Raw genomic sequence first — 17,217 nt, forward strand, 5'->3', positions numbered from 1 at the left:
TCACCCAGCACCCTGTGCGCAACGCGTGCGACACCGCGCCGAAGACCGGATTCGCACGCTGCTTCGCCGAGGTCCGCACCGACGTCAAGGGACACATCGGCCCGTCGGCCGCCACGGACAGCGTCGCCGGCTACGGCCCGGCCGATCTGGTCAGCGCCTACAAGCTGCCCTCGTCATCGACGGCCGGCACCGGGCAGACGGTCGCGGTCGTGGACGCCTACGACGACCCGAACGCCGCCGCGGACCTGGCCACCTACCGGTCCCAGTACGGCCTGCCTCCCTGCACGACGGACAGCGGCTGCTTCACCAAGGTCGCGCAGGACGGCAGCAAGCACTACCCGGCCCCGAACTCCGGTTGGGCGATGGAGATCTCCCTGGACCTGGACATGGTCTCGGCCACCTGCCCGAACTGCCACATCCTGCTGGTCGAGGCGAACGACAGCTGGCTGCCGAGCCTGGGCGCCGCCGTCGACGAGGCCGTGGCACTGGGCGCCAAGTACGTGTCCAACAGCTACGGAGGCAACGAGGACCCCGCGGAGGTCACCGCGGAGAACAGCTACTACAACCACCCGGGCATCGCGCTCACCGTGAGCAGCGGCGACAACGCCTACGGCGTCGAATACCCGGCCGCCTCGCAGTACGTGACCGCGGTCGGCGGCACCTCGCTGACCCCCGACACCTCGGCCGCCCGGGGCTGGCACGAATCAGCCTGGTCAGGCAGCGGCAGCGGATGCTCTGAATACGTGACCAAGCCCTCTTGGCAGAAGGACACCGGCTGTCCCGGCAGGACCGTGGCGGACGTGTCGGCCGTCGCAGACCCGAACACCGGCGTGGCGATCTACGACAGCTTCTACACCAGCGGCTGGGCCGTCGTGGGCGGAACCAGCGTCTCCGCCCCGATCGTCGCGGGAGCCTACGCGCTGGCGGGAACCCCCGTCGCCGGCACCTACCCCGCCTCCTACCCGTACGCGAACACCAAGGCCCTGTTCGACGTCACCGGTGGCACCAACGGCACCTGCACCCCGGCCTACCTGTGCACCGCGGGCGCCGGCTACGACGGTCCGACCGGCCTGGGCACCCCCAACGGCGTCGCCGCGCTCACCACCGGGCCGCACGGCAGCGTCACCGGGACGGTCACCAACGCGGCCACAGGCAAACCGATCACTGGCGCGGTGGTCGACGCGGGGCAGCAGTCCGCGGTCACCGACGCCGCCGGAAAGTACACCCTCACCCTGCCAGCGGGCAGCTACAGCCTGACGGTCAAGGACTTCGGGTACGCCACCTCGACCGTCGGCGGCGTGGTGGTCAAGAACGGCGCGGCCACCACTCGGAACATCACGGTCAGCGCCGTCAAGAGCACCACGCTGACCGGCAAGGTCACCGACGGATCCGGGCACGGCTGGCCGCTGTCAGCCAAGGTGAGCGTCCAGGGCACCCCGGCCTCCACCTACACCGACCCGGCGACCGGCCGCTACACCCTGACCCTCCCGGACAACGCCGCCTACAAGATCGTCGTGGATCCGGCCTACACCGGCTACCAGCAGACGACCACGGACGTGACGGTCGGTACTGCCGGCGTGGCAAGGGACATCAGCGTGCCGGTGGACGCGTACACGTGCAGCGCCGCGGGCTACCAGTTGTCCTACGACGGGGCCACGCAGACCTTCGACTCCACCTCGACGCCGTCCGGCTGGTCGGTGGCCAACGCGGCCGGCACCACCTATGGCTGGGAGTTCGACAACCCGGAGAAGAACCAGAACAACACCGGCGGATCAGGAAACTTCGCGATCGCCACCAGCCTCAACTACGGCCCCGCCGGCAATGAGGACACCGAGTTGACCACACCGGTGACCGACCTGAGCAAGGACTCCTCGCCCTACCTGCAGTTCGACTCCAACCTGCTCGGCGGCTTCTACGACCAGCAGTCAGCCGACCTCAGCGTGGACGGCGGCGCCACCTGGACCAGCGTGTGGTCCAAGACCGGCGACGCAGGCGCCCCGGGCCCGAACCAGGTGGTGATCCCGCTGCCAACGGCCGCAGGCAAGAGCCAGGTGCAGGTCAGGTTCCACTACTACAGCATCAATGGCGTGTACTGGGAGCTCGACAACGTGTTCCTGGGCAACCGGACGTGCACCCCGACGGCGGGCGGCCTGGCCGAGGGAACCGTGCACGACGGCAACACCGGGGCCGGCGTCAACGGCGCCACCGTGACGGCCGCCGGACAGAGCACGACCACCGGAGCCGGACCCGCGGCCGGATCGTTCTCCCTGTTCCTCCCGGCCACCGGCAGCCAGAAATTCACCGCCGCGAAGACGAACTACGTCACCGGCAAGGCGACCGGCACCCTGGCCGCGGACAAGGCGACCTCGGTCAGCCTCACGATGCAGGCCGGACGCCTGACCGTCTCCGGACCGGTCACCGCCACGGTCGCCATGGGCGGCACCACCACCAAGACGATCAAGCTCACCGACACCGGCAAAACCCCGGTCCACGTCAAGCTCTACCAGGCGCCCGGCTCCGTCACCGTCCTCGGTGCCAAGCCCGACGTGGAGGGCGCGCCGGTCCAACGCATCAACGGGACGTTCAGCCCGCTGCCCGCATCCCGCCTCAAGAAGACCCCCGCCGCGTCAGCATCCGCGGCGCAGCCCTACAACGCGCCGTGGGTCCCGGTCGGCAACTACCCCACCACCATCATGGACAACGCGGTGGCCACCGACCCGGCCACCGGGCTGGTGTACTCCGTCGGCGGCTACGACGGCATGTTCATCACCGACACCGCCTACCTGTACAACCCGGCCACCAAGGCATGGAAGACCCTCCCGCCGATGCCGCACACCAGGGAGGCCGCCCAGACCGCGTTCATCAACGGGAAGCTGTACGTCGTCGGCGGCTGGAGCGTGGTCGGCGGCTGGGACATCCACACCATCACCGTCCCCCAGGTCGACATCTACGACCCGTCCACCAACACCTGGTCCACCGGCGCGAACAACCCCAAGCCCTACGCCGGCGCGGCGGCCGCGGTGGTGGGCGCCAAGCTGTATGTCTTCGGCGGCTGCGACCCAGACAACTGCGGCCACACCGACGTGCAGGTCTACGACCCGCTGTCGAACAAGTGGGGCAGCGCGGCCAGCTACCCCGAGTCCATCGCCTGGGAGGGATGCGGCCCCATCAGCGGCCAGATCTACTGCGCAGGCGGCTCGAACACCACCGCGGACACCCCGGACGCCTACGTCTACAAGCCCGCCACCGACAGCTGGTCGGCCATCGCCCCGCTGCCCATGGACCTGTGGGCGATGAACTACACCGCGGCCGACGGCAAACTGCTGCTGTCCGGCGGTGTGACCAACGGATTCTCGACCGTCACCAACCAGGGCTACGCCTACGACGCCGCCCTGGGCGAATGGACGGCCCTGCCGAACGCGAACACCACCGTCTACCGCGGCGGCGGCGCGTGCGGCTTCTACCGGATCGGCGGCTCCCTGGGCGGCATGGCCCCGGTGAACACCGCACAGCAACTCCCCGGCTATGCCGACTGCGGGACCTCCCAGGTCTCGTGGCTGACGCAGAGCAAGGACGGCTTCACCGTCAACCCAGGCGCGTCCGTCACGGTCACCCTCAAGCTGAACGCAGCCGGCAAGTCGGTGTCCCAACCGGGCGCCTACACGGCGCAGCTGCTCGTCACCGACGACACGCCCTACGCCGGCCAGCGAGTCAAGGTGACGATGAACGCCACCCCGCCCAAGACCTGGGGCAAGATCACCGGCACCATCACCGGACTCGCCTGCGCCGGAACCACGCCCCTGACAGGAGCCACCGTCCAGATCACCTCCGGAACGACCAGCTACACCCTCAAGACGGACGCCAACGGGACGTACGCTCTCTGGCTCCCCGCCAGCAAGAACCCGCTGACCGTCATCGCCTCGCGAGACGGCTGGCAGCCGCAGGCTGCCAGCCTCACCGTCCGGCAACAGCAGACCCTCGTCAAGAACCTCGCCTTGAAGCCGAACGTGGCGTGCTGACGAGCAAGCCCACCACCGCATGAACCGGTGGCCGAGGCGCACTCCAGCGCCCCGGCCACCGGCAGCACAGCACTCTGGACCGGGAACCCGGGCGAGGGGACGCATGAACAAGCCGTCGCTGCTTTCTCCGCTGGCACATGGAAGTTGGATCATGCTCGAAGCTCTGGGACTGAGCACGGCAGAGGAGGCCGCATACTCCTGGCTCCTGGACCGGGGCCCCACCGCGGAGGAGGAGTTCATCGAGCGGCCCACCGGTCTCGGGCCCACCGACGGCGAAGACGGTACCCTCGCGACGCTGGTGGCGAAGGGGCTGGTGACCCGCCTCCCCGGGATTCCCCGACAGGTCACAGCCTCCCCACCTGAGATCACACTCGAACATCTCGCCCACGCACGCGAGACAGAACTGCACCGGGCCAGGCGAGCGATCGTCGACCTGCAGAACCGCTACCGGCTCAGCTCGGCCAGGGACTCCTCCCATGAACTGGTCGAGATCCTGCACGGCTCCGAGGCCATCGCCAGCAGAGCAGAGGTCATGGTGAGCAGCACGCGCACGGAGTTCTTCGGCATCGACGCACCACCGCACCACGCCAACACCTCAGTGCCGAACCCCCACGAGCTCCAACTGCTCGCCCAGGGCGTCAGATGCCGGTCCATCTACGACAGCAGGAGCCTGGAAATACCTGGCTACCTGGAGGTCGTCGAAGAAATGATCAGCTCCGGCGAAGAGGCCCGAGTGATTGACCGTGCCCCATTGAAGCTCGCGATCTCCGACCGCACCTTCGCCCTCGCACCCCTGGAGAGCGACATGACCAAGAGGGCCGGCATGCTCTTCATCCGCAAATGCGGACTGCTCGACGCCCTGGCCGAACTGTTCGAGTCCGTCTGGGCCCGCGCGATCCCGCTGAACCTGACCGGCACCTTCGACACCGGCTACGGCGCCGACGGCCGACCGGGAGACGACGACCGCAGGCTGCTGGCCATGCTCGCCTCCGGCCTGCCCGACGACAGCATCAGCCGCGCCCTGGGAATCAGCCACCGCACGATGCAGCGCCGCCTGCACCGGCTGCAGCAGCAGCTCCACGCCCCCACCAGGTTCCAGCTGGCCATGCAAGCCTGCCGCCGAGGCTGGCTGTGATCCCCCCACTGGACGCTCAGCCGGAGTCAGGGCGGACCAGCACACCTACCCCCGCTAGGCCATACGGGCGTCCGCGACTGCGGCCCCTGCGCGAGGTACCTATCATGACAATCAGGTGGAAGTCAGTGACTCTATGTCATCGGTTCTGATCACCGAATCGACCGAACAGACGGCAGCGTGGACGCGAGGGAGCGGATACGACATGCAACCAGGCGTACTCACGCTTGCCCTGATCAGCATCGCCGGCCTCGTTGGCTACCTGGGACTATTCGTCGCGCTGCACCGTCTGCCCACCGGATACAGCCCCGTCCGGCATGCCGTCAGCGACTACGCCGTAGGCGATTCCAAGCCCCTGTTCGGCAAGGCCCTGCTGCTGTCCTCCCTCGCCGTCCTCGCACTCGCCCTCGGCCTCACCTGGGAACCCGGCGCTCCGCCGCTCGCCACGAGCAGCCTCGTCTTCCTCTACCTCGTGCCCGCCATGCGTGTCGGCATGATCCTCTTCCCCACCGACCTCGAAGGCGAGAAACTCACCCCCACCGGCCGCCTGCACTACCTCTTCGCCATCGCGGCCTTCGGCTTCACCTACGCTGCGATCTCCGGCATGACCTCGGACCTGACTCGACTCTCGCCCTGGCAGTCCGCGCACGTCCTCCTCGACGTGCTCCAGTGGGTCTGTCTGGTCTCGCTCGTCCTCCTCGTCGTGACCCTGCTCCCACGCTTGCGGAGCATCTTCGGACTCTTTGAACGAGCATTCCTGGTCAGTACGAATCTCTGGCTGCTCACCGTCGGCGTCTGCCTGGCGGTCAAAGCTGCCTGACGAGGTCGGGATTAGACGCGGGTAGGCCCAGGGTGAGCCTCAAGTCTCTGTCTATATGACAAGGAAAGATGTCATCTTGACAGCTTGGGGTGGCTGAGGAAGAGTGGCGCTCGATACCGATGCAACAGGTGTGTTCATGCGCCCACCGTACTGACCAGGGGACGGTCTTCACCCGTGGGAGGTTGGCCGCTCCATGAACAGGCTCAGCTCTGAGACCTCGCCCTATCTGCTTCAGCATGCGGCCAATCCGGTGGATTGGTGGCCCTGGGGCAAGGAGGCGATGGCGGAGGCGGTCAGACGGGATGTACCCGTCCTGTTGTCAATCGGTTATTCGTCATGCCATTGGTGCCATGTGATGGCCCATGAGAGTTTTGAGGACGCCGGGTTGGCCGGGTACCTCAATGAGCGCTTCGTGCCGGTGAAGGTGGACCGGGAGGAGCGGCCCGATGTCGACGCCGTGTACATGGAGGCGGTGCAGGCGGCGACCGGGCAGGGTGGGTGGCCGATGACGGTGTTCCTGACGCCGGGGGGCGAGCCGTTCTATTTCGGGACGTACTTCCCGCCGCAGCCCCGGCACGGGATGCCCTCGTTCCGGCAGGTGCTGGAGGGCGTCTCGGCGGCGTGGCTGGAGCGGCGCGACGAGGTGGCCGAGGTGTCGGCGCGGATCGTCGCCGACCTGGCCGGGCGGGGCGATGTGTACGGCGCCGCCGCGCAGCGGCCGCCGACCGAGGCGGAGCTGCACCAGGCCGCCGTCGCGCTCGGACGGGAGTACGACGACAAGCGCGGCGGCTTCGGTGGCGCGCCCAAGTTCCCGCCGTCGATGGCATTGGAGTTCCTGCTGCGGCACCACGCGGCGACCGGCTCCGCCGAGGCGCTGCGGATGGTGGAGGGCAGCTGCGCGGCGATGGCCCGCGGCGGGATCCACGACCAGCTCGGCGGCGGGTTCGCCCGCTACGCGGTGGACGCCGAGTGGGTGGTGCCGCACTTCGAGAAGATGCTCTACGACAACGCCCTGCTGCTGAGGGTGTACCTGCACCTGTGGCGGGCCGACGGATCCGAGCTCGCGCGCCGGGTCGCGCTGTCCACCGCCGACTTCCTGCTCGCCGAACTCCGCACCCCCGAGGGCGGGTTCGCCTCCGCCCTGGACGCCGACAGTGCGGGACCGGACGGGCACAACCACGAGGGCGCTTTCTACGCCTGGACGCCGGCCCAGCTAGACGAGGCGCTCGGCCCGCAGGACGGGGCGCGGGCCGCCGCGCTGTTCGCCGTCACCGCCGCCGGGACCTTCGAGGGCGGGGCGTCGGTGCTCCAGCTCCCGGAGGACCCCGACGACGCCGAGTGGTTCGCCTCGGTGCGGTCCCGGCTGCTCGCCGCCCGCGCCGGGCGCCCGCGTCCGGCCCGCGACGACAAGGTGGTCGCCGCCTGGAACGGACTGGCGATCGCCGCCCTCGCCGAGACCGGCGCCCTGCTGGAACGCCCCGAGTACCTGGAGGCCGCCCTCGCCGCCGCCGACCTGCTGGTCGCCGTCCACCTCACGCCGGAGCCGGAGGGACGGCTGCTGCGCACCTCGCGCGACGGCCGCCCCGGCGCCAACGCCGGAGTGCTGGAGGACTACGCCGACACCGCGGAGGGCTTCCTCGCGCTCTACTCGGTGACCGGGGACGACAGTTGGCTGACCCTGGCCGGAGTGCTGCTGGACACCGTGCTGGCCAGGTTCACCGACGAGGAGTCAGGAGCGCTGTACGACACGGCGTCCGACGCCGAACGGCTGATCCGCCGCCCGCAGGACCCGACCGACAACGCCGTACCCTCCGGCTGGACCGCCGCGGCCGGAGCGCTGCTCGGCTACGCCGCCCTCACCGGGTCCGAACGGCACCGCACCGCGGCCGAACGGGCGCTCGGCGTGGTCAGCGCGCTGGGGCCGCGCGCCCCGCGCTTCATCGGCTGGGGCCTGGCCGTGGCCGAGGCACTGGTCGACGGCCCGCGTGAGATCGCCGTGGTGGGCCCGGCCGACGACCCCGGGACGGCGGCCCTGCGCCGCACTGCGCTGCTCGCCACCGCGCCGGGCGCGGTGCTCGCGGTGGGCGAGCCTGGGGCGACGACGGTGCCGCTGCTGGCCGACCGTCCGCTCCGGGACGGGCTGCCCACGGCGTACGTCTGTCGCCGTTTCAGCTGCGACGCCCCGGTCACCAATCCCGTGGCGCTGGCGGAGAAGCTGTAAGAAGATCGACCGCATGGCTTGGGAGATAACGCACGACGTCGATGCCTTCCACAGCGCCGCGGCCGCGTACCTGGCGGCGGATCCGGTGCGCAACACCGTGCTGCTGACCGTCGCCGACACGGTTCGGTCGCGCGGGCCGCACGCCTACGGCGGCGACCTGCCGGCCCGGTTCGGGTGGTGGCGGGGCCAGGACAGCACGGTGCAGGGGGCGTACGTCCACACACCGCCGTTCCGGCCGACGCTGGGGCCGATGCCCGACGAGGCGGCGCGGGCGCTGGTGCGGAAGTGGCGCAGCAGCGGCGCGACCGCCCCCGGGGTGTCGGGCGGTGTCGGACTGGTCCGGACGGTCGGCGAGGAGTGGGCCGCCACCGGCGGCGGCTGGACCGTGTTCCGGGACCAGCGACTTTTCCGTCTCGGTGAGTTGACGCCGCCTCAGCCGGAGTCGCCCGGCTCCGCACGGCTGGCCGACGCCGCCGACGTCCCGCTGGTGGTGCGCTGGTTCGAGGAGTTCTCCGAGTCGATCGGTGAGGGCAGCGGGAACATCCCCACCCAGGCGCAGCGCCGGGTCGCGGCGGGGAACCTGGTGCTCTGGGTGCTGGACGGGGCGCCGGTGAGCATGGCCGGCTTCTCCCGGGTGATCGCCGGTCAGGGCCGGGTCGCCCCCGTCTACACCCCGTCGGAGCTGCGCGGACGCGGCTACGCCGGGATGGCCACGGTCGCGGCGAGCCGCGCGCTGAGGGCGGCGGGCGCCGCGGAGGTGCTGCTCTACACCGACCTGGCCAACCCCACCAGCAACGCCCTGTACCAGCGCCTCGGCTACCGTCCGGTCGAGGACGTCACCGTGCTGGACCTGCACGACTGACGGAGGCACGACTGACGGAGGCTCAGCTCCAGGCTGCGCCGCTGAAGCCCTCGGCCACCGCGTTCAGCGCCAGTTCGCACAGGTCGGCCACGTCCCCCTGGCCGTCCCGGTCGGCCCAGTACGCGACCGCCTCGCTGCAGGCGGCGAGTATGGCCGAGACCAGGGCGCGCAGCCCGAGGTCGTCGTCCGGGCGGCCGGTGCGCTCGGCGAGGACGGCGACGATCAGGTCCCGGGAACGGATCATCTCCAGGGCGCTGCGGCTGCGGATCGCCGGGACCTCGTTGAGCAGCTTCATCCGCAGCAGCATGTCACCGCCCTCGGTCCCGGTGATCTGGCGCAGGGCCGGCACGAGCGCCTGCCGCAGGGACTCCGTCAGCGGCTCGTCCAGCGGCCTGGCGCGCAGTCCCGCCACCATCACCGGATCGTAGTCGTCGCTGACGATCAGGTCTTCCTTGGTGGGGAAGTACCGGAAGAAGGTGCTGGGCGAGACCTCGGCGTCGGCCGCGATCTGATCCACCGTGGTGGCGTCGTAGCCCTGGGTGGTGAACAGGCGGAAGGCCGCCGTGCGGATCGCACGGCGGGTCTTCAGCTTCTTGCGCTCCCGCAGCCCCAGCGGGGCGGCGAGGAGTTCCTCGAGTGCGTCCTGATCGGTCGTGTCCTGATCGGTCGCGTTCGGCGGTGCGGGGGTCATGCCACTGATTGTGCGTGATCCGCCGCACCGTTGGCGATGTCCCGACCCTCCTGCCGGGCCGCGCGCCCGGCGGCACCCGGCATCCGCAGGGCGATCAGCGCCGCGGAGAGCACCGCGGTGATGCCGCAGACCAGCAGCACGGTGGTCATCCCGTGCAGGAAGGCGCTGTGCGCGGAGGCGGCCAGTGCGGTGGAGTGCAGCTGGTCGGCGACGGCCTGGGCGGCGGAGACGGAGCCGCGCGCGGTGTGGGCCAGCGGGCCGGGGAGGCCGGAGGTGTCGAGCCGGCCGGTGTAGATCCCGGCGAGCAGCGCGCCGAGCAGGGCGACGCCGATGGCGCCGGCGGACTGGCGGAGGGTCTGCAGCAGACCGGAGCCGACGCCGGAGCGGTCGGCCGGCAGCGCCGTCATGGCTGCGCCCATCGCGGGCACCATGGTGAGGCCCATGCCCAGGCCCAGCACGGTGAGCCAGATCGCGGTCCAGCCGTAGCCGTCGGTGGATCCGGTCAGGCTGCCGAGGAACATGGCGGCGGCGACCAGCAGCAACCCGGAGCTGATCACCCAGCGGGCGGAGACCGCGGCGACCAGCCGCTCGGACAGCCGGGCGGCCACGATCAGGCCGAGCATCAGCGGCATCAGCCGGACCCCGGTGCCCAGCGCGTCGTAGCCGAGCACCGACTGCAGGTACTGCGGCAGCACGAACAGCGCGCCCATCAGCACGGCGGTGACCAGCACGGTGGCGATGGTGCTCCAGCGGAACACCCGGTCGGCGAGCAGGGTGAGGTCCAGCATCGGGTGCTCCTCGGAGCGTTCGCGCAGGACCAGGCCGCCGAGCAGCAGGACCGAGGCGACCAGCATGCCGACGATCAGCGGGGAGCCCCAGCCGTCGCTGGGGGCCTGGATGAACCCGAAAGTGAGGGCGGCCAGGCCGGCGGTGCCGAGCAGGGCGCTGACCGGGTCCACCCGGGGGACGGCGGGGTTGCGGGACTCGGGGACCAGCAGCACCAGGGCGAGGATGCCGACGGCGATCAGCGGCACGTTGATCAGGAAGATCGAGCCCCACCAGAAGTGGTTGAGCAGCAGCCCGCCGATGATCGGCCCGAGCGGCAGGCCGAGGGCCGTGCCGGTGGTCATCACGGCGACGGCGCGGCCGCGCTCGTCCGAGGGGAACAGGTTCGGCACGATCGACATGGCCAGCGGCATGATCAGTGCTCCGCCGAGGCCCATCCCGGCGCGGACGGCGATCAGGGTGGCGGGCGAGTCGGCGAAGGTGCCGACCAGGGAGGCCGCGAGGAAGAGGGTGAGGCCGGCGATGAGCAGCCTGCGCCGCCCGAAGCGGTCGCCGAGCAGTCCGGCCGGCAGCATCGCCGCGGCGAAGACCACCAGGTAGGCGTCGACGATCCACTGGAGCTGGCCGGTGCCGGCGTGCAGCTGGACGGCGATGTCGGGCAGGGCGACGTTGAGGACGGTGCTGTCGAAGCCGATGACCAGGACGGCCAGGCAGAGGGCGCCCAGTGCCCACCAGCGGCGCGGGACGGCGGCTGGTGCGCTGGCTGGTGCGGCGGGGGGCTCGGACGAGGAGGACATGGCAGGCTCCATCAGTTGAGTGAAACTGTCTTATGACAGTAACTCTCAAAAGATTGGAGCAGTCAATATGCGGTTGTATGAAGCTGTGCGGGAGCGACGGTTTCAGGCCACGGCCGAGTACGCCACCAGTGAGACGCCGACGTACTGGACGATGAAGGCTGCCAGCGTGCAGAGGTGGAACACCTCGTGGAAGCCGAACCAGCGCGGTGACGGGTTTGGCCGCTTCAGGCCGTAGATGACGCCGCCGGCGCTGTAGAGCAGTCCGCCGACGACCAGCAGCACGACCACGGCGATCCCGCCGGTGCGTAGGAAGTCCGGCAGGAAGAACACCGCCGCCCAGCCCAGGGCGATGTAGCAGGGGGTGTAGAGCCAGCGCGGCGCGCCGACCCAGAAGACCCGGAAGGCGATCCCGGCCAGGGCGCCGGCCCAGACCAGCCAGAGCAGCAGCTCCCGGCGGCCGCCGCTCAGCAGCAGGATGGTGAAGGGGGTGTAGCTGCCGGCGATGATCAGGAAGATGTTGCTGTGGTCGAGCCGGCGCAGCACCGCCTCGCCGCGCGGGCCCCAGTTGAAGCGGTGGTAGAGCCCGCTGATACCGAAGAGCATCCAGGCCGAGGCCGAGTAGACCGCGCAGGCGATCCTCGCCTGGGTGGAGTCGGCCAGGCAGATGAGGACGATCCCGGCGGCGATCGAGGCGGGGAACATCCCGGCGTGCAGCCAGCCGCGCAGTTTCGGCTTGAGGGTCTCGAGGGTCTCGAGGGACTCGAGGGGCGCGGGAGCTGCGGCGTCACTGGTGGCGCTGGTGGCGTCGGTCATGGGGCAACCATACCTACGGAACCGTAGGTTACCTGTCAGTAGAGGGTGTGAATCCTCACTCATAGGTTTCCGGAAGTCCTGTTTCGGCGCCGTGGATGCGACGGATTTCCGGATTCGTCTCCCAGGAAGGCGAGATCTTTGTGCGCTGGGTCACATTGAGCGGACAGGGGCGGTATGTCGCATTCGGAATATCGGCGTTACGCTGCGAGAACCCTCAACCCCGTCACCGAATCAAGGACGATTCGGTGCGAAACGGAGCGATCGTGCCGTACGAGAACTCTGCCCTGGCCACCTCCGCGCCCACGCAGCACAAACCGCTGCTCGCCTGGGTCCAGGAGATCGCAGAGCTCACCCAGCCCGACCGAATCGAGTGGTGCGACGGCTCTGAAGCCGAGTACCAGCGCCTGTGTGACCTCCTGGTCGACAAGGGGACATTCACCAGGCTCAACCCCGAGAAGCGGCCCAACTCCTACTACGCAGCCTCCGACCCCAGCGACGTCGCCCGGGTCGAGGACCGTACCTTCATCTGCTCCGAGCGGGAGCAGGACGCCGGACCCACCAACAACTGGAAGGCCCCCGCCGAGATGCGGGCGGTCTTCGGCGAGCTGTTCGAGGGTTCGATGCGCGGCCGGACGATGTACGTCGTGCCCTTCAGTATGGGCCCGGTCGGATCCCCTCTCGCCGCGTGCGGCGTCGAGATCACGGACTCCGCGTACGTCGCCGTCTCCATGCGCACCATGACCCGGATGGGACGGGCCGTCCTGGACCACCTCGGCGAGGACGGCGAGTTCGTCCGGGCCGTGCACAGCCTGGGCGCCCCGCTGGCCGAGGGGCAGGCGGACGTCGCCTGGCCCTGCAACTCGACCAAGTACATCTCGCACTTCCCGGAGACCCGCGAGATCTGGTCCTACGGTTCCGGCTACGGCGGCAACGCGCTGCTCGGCAAGAAGTGTTACGCCCTGCGGATCGCGTCGACCATGGCGCGGGACGAGGGCTGGCTGGCCGAGCACATGCTGATCCTCAAGCTCACGCCGCCCAACACGGCCTCCGGCAAGGGCGAGCCGGTCTACCTCACTGCGGCCTTCCCGAGCGCCTGCGGCAAGACCAACCTGGCGATGCTCCAGCCCACGATCCCGGGCTGGACGGTCGAGACCATCGGCGACGACATCGCCTGGATGCGCTTCGGCGCCGACGGCCGGCTCTACGCGATCAACCCCGAGTTCGGCTTCTTCGGCGTCGCCCCCGGTACCGGCGCGGACACCAACGCCAATGCGGTGGAGTCGATGTGGGGCAACACCGTCTTCACCAACGTCGCGCTGACCGACGACGGCGACGTGTGGTGGGAGGGCCTCACCGAGGAGCCCCCGGCGCACCTCACCGACTGGCGCGGCAACAGCTGGACGCCGGAGAGCCCGACCCCGGCCGCGCACCCCAACGCGCGGTTCACCGTGCCGGCCTCGCAGTGCCCGATCATCGCCCCCGAGTGGGAGGACCCGGCCGGGGTGCCGATCTCGGCGATCCTCTTCGGCGGACGCCGCGCCAGTGCGGTCCCGCTGGTCACCGAGTCCTTCGACTGGCAGCACGGCGTCTTCCTCGGCGCCAACGTCGCCAGCGAGAAGACCGCGGCGGCCGAGGGCACCGTCGGCGAGCTGCGTCGCGACCCCTTCGCGATGCTGCCGTTCTGCGGCTACAACATGGGCGACTACTTCGCCCACTGGGTGAAGCTGGGCAGGCAGGCCGACGCCGCCAAACTGCCGAAGATCTACTACGTGAACTGGTTCCGCAAGAACGCCGACGGCAAGTTCGTCTGGCCGGGCTTCGGCGAGAACAGCCGCGTGCTCAAGTGGATCGTCGAACGGCTGCAGGGCGGCGCGGACGGGGTGACCACCCCGATCGGGGTGCTGCCCACCCGCGCGGCGCTGGACCTGGACGGGCTCGACATCGACGAGGCCGACCTGGAGCTGCTGCTGAGCGTGGACCCGGAGATCTGGCGGCAGGAAGCCGCGCTGATCCCCGAGCACCTGGAGCTCTTCGGCGAGCACACGCCGAAGGAGCTGTGGGCCGAGTACGACCGGCTGGTCGAGCGGCTGGGCTAGCCCACCGCAAGGGTCGACAGTGCCGTCGCATGGGCGTCCATGCGGCGGCACGCCAGCATCGCGGTGGCGGTGTCCTGCTGTGCGGCGGCGACCACCAGCAGCCGCCCGGCCAGTGCGTGGGCCTGCTGGTGCAGCTCGCGGAGCGGGCGGCCACCGGCGGACGGGACTGACGGCAGGACGCCGGCGGCCCGGTCCGAGACGGCCGAGACCTCGTGGATCCTGGTGCCGATCTGCTTGAGCGCGGCATCCAGCTCGGCCTGCTGCGTCCGGTCCTCGGCGGCCTGCCGGACCGCCTCGGTGGCGGAGCGCAGCGCGGCGAGGTGGCCGACCAGCCGGGTGTCGCGCTGCGGGGCCGGGACGGTGCTGCTGTGCGCGCTGCTGTTGTGGACCGGCGTCTGTCCGGGTTGGACCCGGGTCGGTGCGCGCCGGTAGGCGGGAAGGGTCTTGGGCTGCTCGTACATGGGGCGCCCTCGGGGCATGCTGGTGACGATGTGCGGGACACCATCCTAACTTGGACTCAGTCCAAACTGGATCGCATTTCGCCCCGATCCCCGTCCCCGGCCCGGCGCCGCCCCGGTTCAGGGCTGGCTGTAGCCGTCCAGGAAGTGGCCGATCCGGGTGACCGCCTCGGCCAGGTCCTCCGCGCGGGGCAGGGTGACCAGGCGGAAGTGGTCCGGGTCGGGCCAGTTGAAGCCGGTGCCCTGGACCACGTAGATGTGCTCCTGCTTCAGCAGGTCCAGCACCAGCTGGGCGTCGTCCTTGACCCGGTAGACCTTGGGGTCGAGCTTGGGGAAGGCGTAGAGCGCGCCCTTGGGCTTGACGCAGGAGACGCCGGGGATGTCGTTGAGCAGCTTCCAGGCCACGTCCCGCTGCTCCAGCAGCCGGCCGCCGGGGAGGACCAGGTCCTTGATGGACTGCCGGCCGCCGAGGGCGGCGGCGATGGCGTGCTGGGCCGGCATGTTGGCGCAGAGCCGCATGGTGGCCAGCACGTTCAGGCCCTCGATGTAGCTGCGGGCGTGGTCCCTGGGGCCGGAGACGGTCATCCAGCCGGAGCGGAAGCCGGCCACCCGGTAGGCCTTGGACAGCCCGTTGAAGGTGAAGCACAGCAGGTCCGGGGCGAGCAGCGCGGTGGGGGTGTGCGTGACGTCGTCGTAGAGGATCTTGTCGTAGATCTCGTCCGAGTAGATGATCAGGTTGTTGCGGCGGGCGATCTCGGTGAGGCCGCGCAGCAGCTCGTCGTCGTAGACGGCGCCGGTGGGGTTGTTCGGGTTGATGATCACGATGCCGCGAGTGCGGTCGGTGATCTTGGCCTCGATGTCGGCCAGGTCCGGGTACCAGTCGGCCTGCTCGTCGCAGCGGTAGTGCACGGCGGTGCCGCCGGACAGGCTCACCGAGGCGGTCCACAGCGGGTAGTCCGGCGCCGGGACGAGCACCTCGTCGCCGTCGTCCAGCAGCGCCTGCATGGCCATCTGGATCAGCTCGGAGACGCCGTTGCCGATGTAGACGTCATCGACCGTCAGATCCTCGAAGCCGAGGTCCTCGTAGTGCATCACCACGGCGCGGCGGGCCGCCAGCAGCCCCTTGGAGTCGCCGTACCCGTGTGCGTTGGCGAGGTTGCGCAGGATGTCCTGCAGGATCTCGGGCGGTGCCTCGAAGCCGAAGGGTGCCGGGTTCCCGGTGTTCAGCTTGAGGATCCGGTGACCCTGCTCCTCGAGGCGCATGGCCTCGTCGAGGATCGGTCCGCGGATGTCGTAGCAGACATTGGCGAGCTTGCTGGACTGGATCACCTGCATGGCTCGGTACTCTACGGGGCCTGGGTGCTGGATGCCTTGTGGTTTTCGTCATGCGGACTGGTGTCGTCACCGCTGCCGGTGCGTTGACGTGGGAACTTCACCGGCAGTCTGACCCCGGACGGGAGCTTCGGCCGGCTCGGCAGCTTCACCTTGGCGGGGAGCCTCACCTTGGCGGGGAGCTTGACCTTCGCGGGCAGCTTCAGCCTCGCGGACAGCCCGGCCTTCGACGGGAGCTTCAGCCCGCTCGGCAGGTTCAGCCGGGCCGTCAGTTTCTTACCCGCCGTGAGCGCCGCCGCCAGCTTCAGCCCCAGGCCCAGCCGCAGCTTCGCGACCCGCGCCGGTCCGCTCCCGGCCCGCCAGCGGCGGGCCGCCCGGCCGCCCAGTTCCCTGGTCGGCTCGACCAGGTAGACCAGCACCAGCCGGCCGCTCTCGGCCCACCACTCGCGGGCGCGTTCCACCGCCGCGGCCGGGACCACGGCGAACACCGCGGCCAGGCCCGGGATCCAGCCCAGCGCCACGCACCAGACCAGGCTGACCAGCGCGCCCAGTGCGGGGTAGCCGAAGTAGGCCAGCGGTCCGCCGGCCACCTCCCGGGCCACGACCAGGCCGCGGAAGAAGCCGGAGAGCAGTCCGCCGGCCATCAGCGCGCCCCAGCCGACGAAGAACCGGTGCAGCCGCCCCGAGCTGGGGTAGTTGCGGCGGTGCCGGGCGAGCAGCCGGACCACCGTGCCGACCAGCAGCAGCGCGGCGAAGTCCTCGCAGCCCAGCGCGGTCCAGCTCTCCTGGGCGAAGCGGGTGAAGCGCAGCCCGGGCAGCAGTACGGGCACGCCCAGGGAGCCGGGTATCAGCAGGTCGCCGTAGTTCTGGGTGAACCAGAAGAGCAGCGAGTCCGTCCCGAACAGCAGCACCAGAAGCAGCGTCACCAGGCCGCCGGCGTAGGCGACCTTCCGTCCCGTCAGCGCGCGCGACACGGCCGCACGCAGGAGGGAGGGACGCTGCTCGATCATGGCCATGCGCCGGACTCTAGTGCCGGACGATCCGTCTGGACAGCCGTTCCCCGACAATCTCAACCTGCGAATACGCCGTGACATCTTGGTACTGAATCAGGACATTGCCAGAGTGGGATGTATGGTTCCGGCGATCTAGGATCACCGGATCGGTACTTCGGGGCGGGCGGGGTGTGGGGC

General features: G+C 70.0%; 12 protein-coding genes. 6 read left to right on the plus strand and 6 right to left on the minus strand.

The annotated features are described in order from the left end of the window. Positions 1-14 precede the first annotated feature (14 nt). From ABUW04_RS29725 to ABUW04_RS29745, 5 genes are all read left to right on the plus strand, one after another. Entirely contained in the window at positions 15-4,019 is a 4,005-nt protein-coding gene (locus ABUW04_RS29725; RefSeq protein WP_380567513.1) for a carboxypeptidase regulatory-like domain-containing protein, read from the plus strand. A gap of 151 nt (positions 4,020-4,170) precedes the next feature. Next, positions 4,171-5,154, plus strand: a complete 984-nt coding sequence (locus ABUW04_RS29730; RefSeq protein ID WP_380567515.1) for a hypothetical protein — start codon at positions 4,171-4,173, stop codon at positions 5,152-5,154. A 115-nt stretch (positions 5,155-5,269) separates the two neighbouring features. Then, the gene (locus ABUW04_RS29735) at positions 5,270-5,971 is read left to right on the plus strand and encodes a DUF998 domain-containing protein (protein ID WP_380567517.1); all 702 of its coding nucleotides are present in this window, start codon (positions 5,270-5,272) and stop codon (positions 5,969-5,971) included. 193 nt (positions 5,972-6,164) lie between these two features. Continuing rightward, positions 6,165-8,192 (plus strand): thioredoxin domain-containing protein, encoded by a 2,028-nt coding sequence (locus ABUW04_RS29740; protein WP_380567519.1) that lies wholly within the window; start codon positions 6,165-6,167, stop codon positions 8,190-8,192. Positions 8,193-8,205: 13 nt separating this feature from the next. After that, a complete protein-coding gene (locus ABUW04_RS29745) occupies positions 8,206-9,054 on the plus strand; it encodes a GNAT family N-acetyltransferase (RefSeq protein WP_380567520.1) in 849 nt (282 codons plus the stop codon). A 22-nt stretch (positions 9,055-9,076) separates the two neighbouring features. On the opposite strand, the gene ABUW04_RS29750 is transcribed toward ABUW04_RS29745, so the two are convergent. The 3 genes from ABUW04_RS29750 to trhA all read right to left on the minus strand — a co-directional run bounded on the left by ABUW04_RS29750 (position 9,077) and on the right by trhA (position 12,141). Continuing rightward, positions 9,077-9,745 (minus strand): acyl-CoA-like ligand-binding transcription factor, encoded by a 669-nt coding sequence (locus tag ABUW04_RS29750; RefSeq protein ID WP_380567521.1) that lies wholly within the window; start codon positions 9,743-9,745, stop codon positions 9,077-9,079. Continuing rightward, positions 9,742-11,328, minus strand: a complete 1,587-nt coding sequence (locus ABUW04_RS29755; RefSeq protein WP_380567522.1) for an MFS transporter — start codon at positions 11,326-11,328, stop codon at positions 9,742-9,744. The genes ABUW04_RS29750 and ABUW04_RS29755 overlap by 4 nt, the downstream gene beginning before the upstream one ends. 102 nt (positions 11,329-11,430) lie before the next feature. Next, entirely contained in the window at positions 11,431-12,141 is a 711-nt protein-coding gene (trhA, locus tag ABUW04_RS29760) for a PAQR family membrane homeostasis protein TrhA (protein ID WP_380567524.1), read from the minus strand. Between the two features lie 263 nt (positions 12,142-12,404). Here trhA and ABUW04_RS29765 point away from each other — a divergent pair, with 263 nt between their 5' ends. Further along, on the plus strand, positions 12,405-14,237 hold the full coding sequence (locus tag ABUW04_RS29765) for a phosphoenolpyruvate carboxykinase (GTP) (RefSeq protein WP_380567526.1): 1,833 nt from the start codon (positions 12,405-12,407) through the stop codon (positions 14,235-14,237). On the opposite strand, the gene ABUW04_RS29770 is transcribed toward ABUW04_RS29765, so the two are convergent. The 3 genes from ABUW04_RS29770 to ABUW04_RS29780 all read right to left on the minus strand — a co-directional run bounded on the left by ABUW04_RS29770 (position 14,234) and on the right by ABUW04_RS29780 (position 17,043). Next, the gene (locus tag ABUW04_RS29770) at positions 14,234-14,716 is read right to left on the minus strand and encodes an SCO4983 family protein (protein ID WP_380567528.1); all 483 of its coding nucleotides are present in this window, start codon (positions 14,714-14,716) and stop codon (positions 14,234-14,236) included. The genes ABUW04_RS29765 and ABUW04_RS29770 overlap by 4 nt on opposite strands. A gap of 99 nt (positions 14,717-14,815) precedes the next feature. Next, entirely contained in the window at positions 14,816-16,030 is a 1,215-nt protein-coding gene (locus tag ABUW04_RS29775) for a pyridoxal phosphate-dependent aminotransferase (protein ID WP_030257861.1), read from the minus strand. 11 nt (positions 16,031-16,041) lie between these two features. Next, positions 16,042-17,043 carry a hypothetical protein gene (locus tag ABUW04_RS29780; RefSeq protein WP_380567530.1) on the minus strand — a complete coding sequence of 334 codons (1,002 nt, stop codon included), beginning with the start codon at positions 17,041-17,043 and terminating at the stop codon, positions 16,042-16,044. Positions 17,044-17,217: the final 174 nt, after the last annotated feature.

It is taken from the genome of Streptacidiphilus jeojiensis (assembly GCF_042510965.1).
GTDB classification, from domain to species: domain Bacteria; phylum Actinomycetota; class Actinomycetes; order Streptomycetales; family Streptomycetaceae; genus Streptacidiphilus; species Streptacidiphilus jeojiensis.

Coding starts and splice junctions, on each gene's coding strand:
- ABUW04_RS29730 (WP_380567515.1), top strand. CDS start 4,171: ATGCTCGAAGCTCTGGGACTGAGCACGGCAGAGGAGGCCGCATACTCC.
- ABUW04_RS29740 (WP_380567519.1), top strand. CDS start 6,165: ATGAACAGGCTCAGCTCTGAGACCTCGCCCTATCTGCTTCAGCATGCG.
- ABUW04_RS29745 (WP_380567520.1), top strand. CDS start 8,206: ATGGCTTGGGAGATAACGCACGACGTCGATGCCTTCCACAGCGCCGCG.
- ABUW04_RS29750 (WP_380567521.1), bottom strand. CDS start 9,745: ATGACCCCCGCACCGCCGAACGCGACCGATCAGGACACGACCGATCAG.
- ABUW04_RS29755 (WP_380567522.1), bottom strand. CDS start 11,328: ATGTCCTCCTCGTCCGAGCCCCCCGCCGCACCAGCCAGCGCACCAGCC.
- trhA (WP_380567524.1), bottom strand. CDS start 12,141: ATGACCGACGCCACCAGCGCCACCAGTGACGCCGCAGCTCCCGCGCCC.
- ABUW04_RS29770 (WP_380567528.1), bottom strand. CDS start 14,716: ATGCCCCGAGGGCGCCCCATGTACGAGCAGCCCAAGACCCTTCCCGCC.
- ABUW04_RS29775 (WP_030257861.1), bottom strand. CDS start 16,030: ATGCAGGTGATCCAGTCCAGCAAGCTCGCCAATGTCTGCTACGACATC.
- ABUW04_RS29780 (WP_380567530.1), bottom strand. CDS start 17,043: ATGGCCATGATCGAGCAGCGTCCCTCCCTCCTGCGTGCGGCCGTGTCG.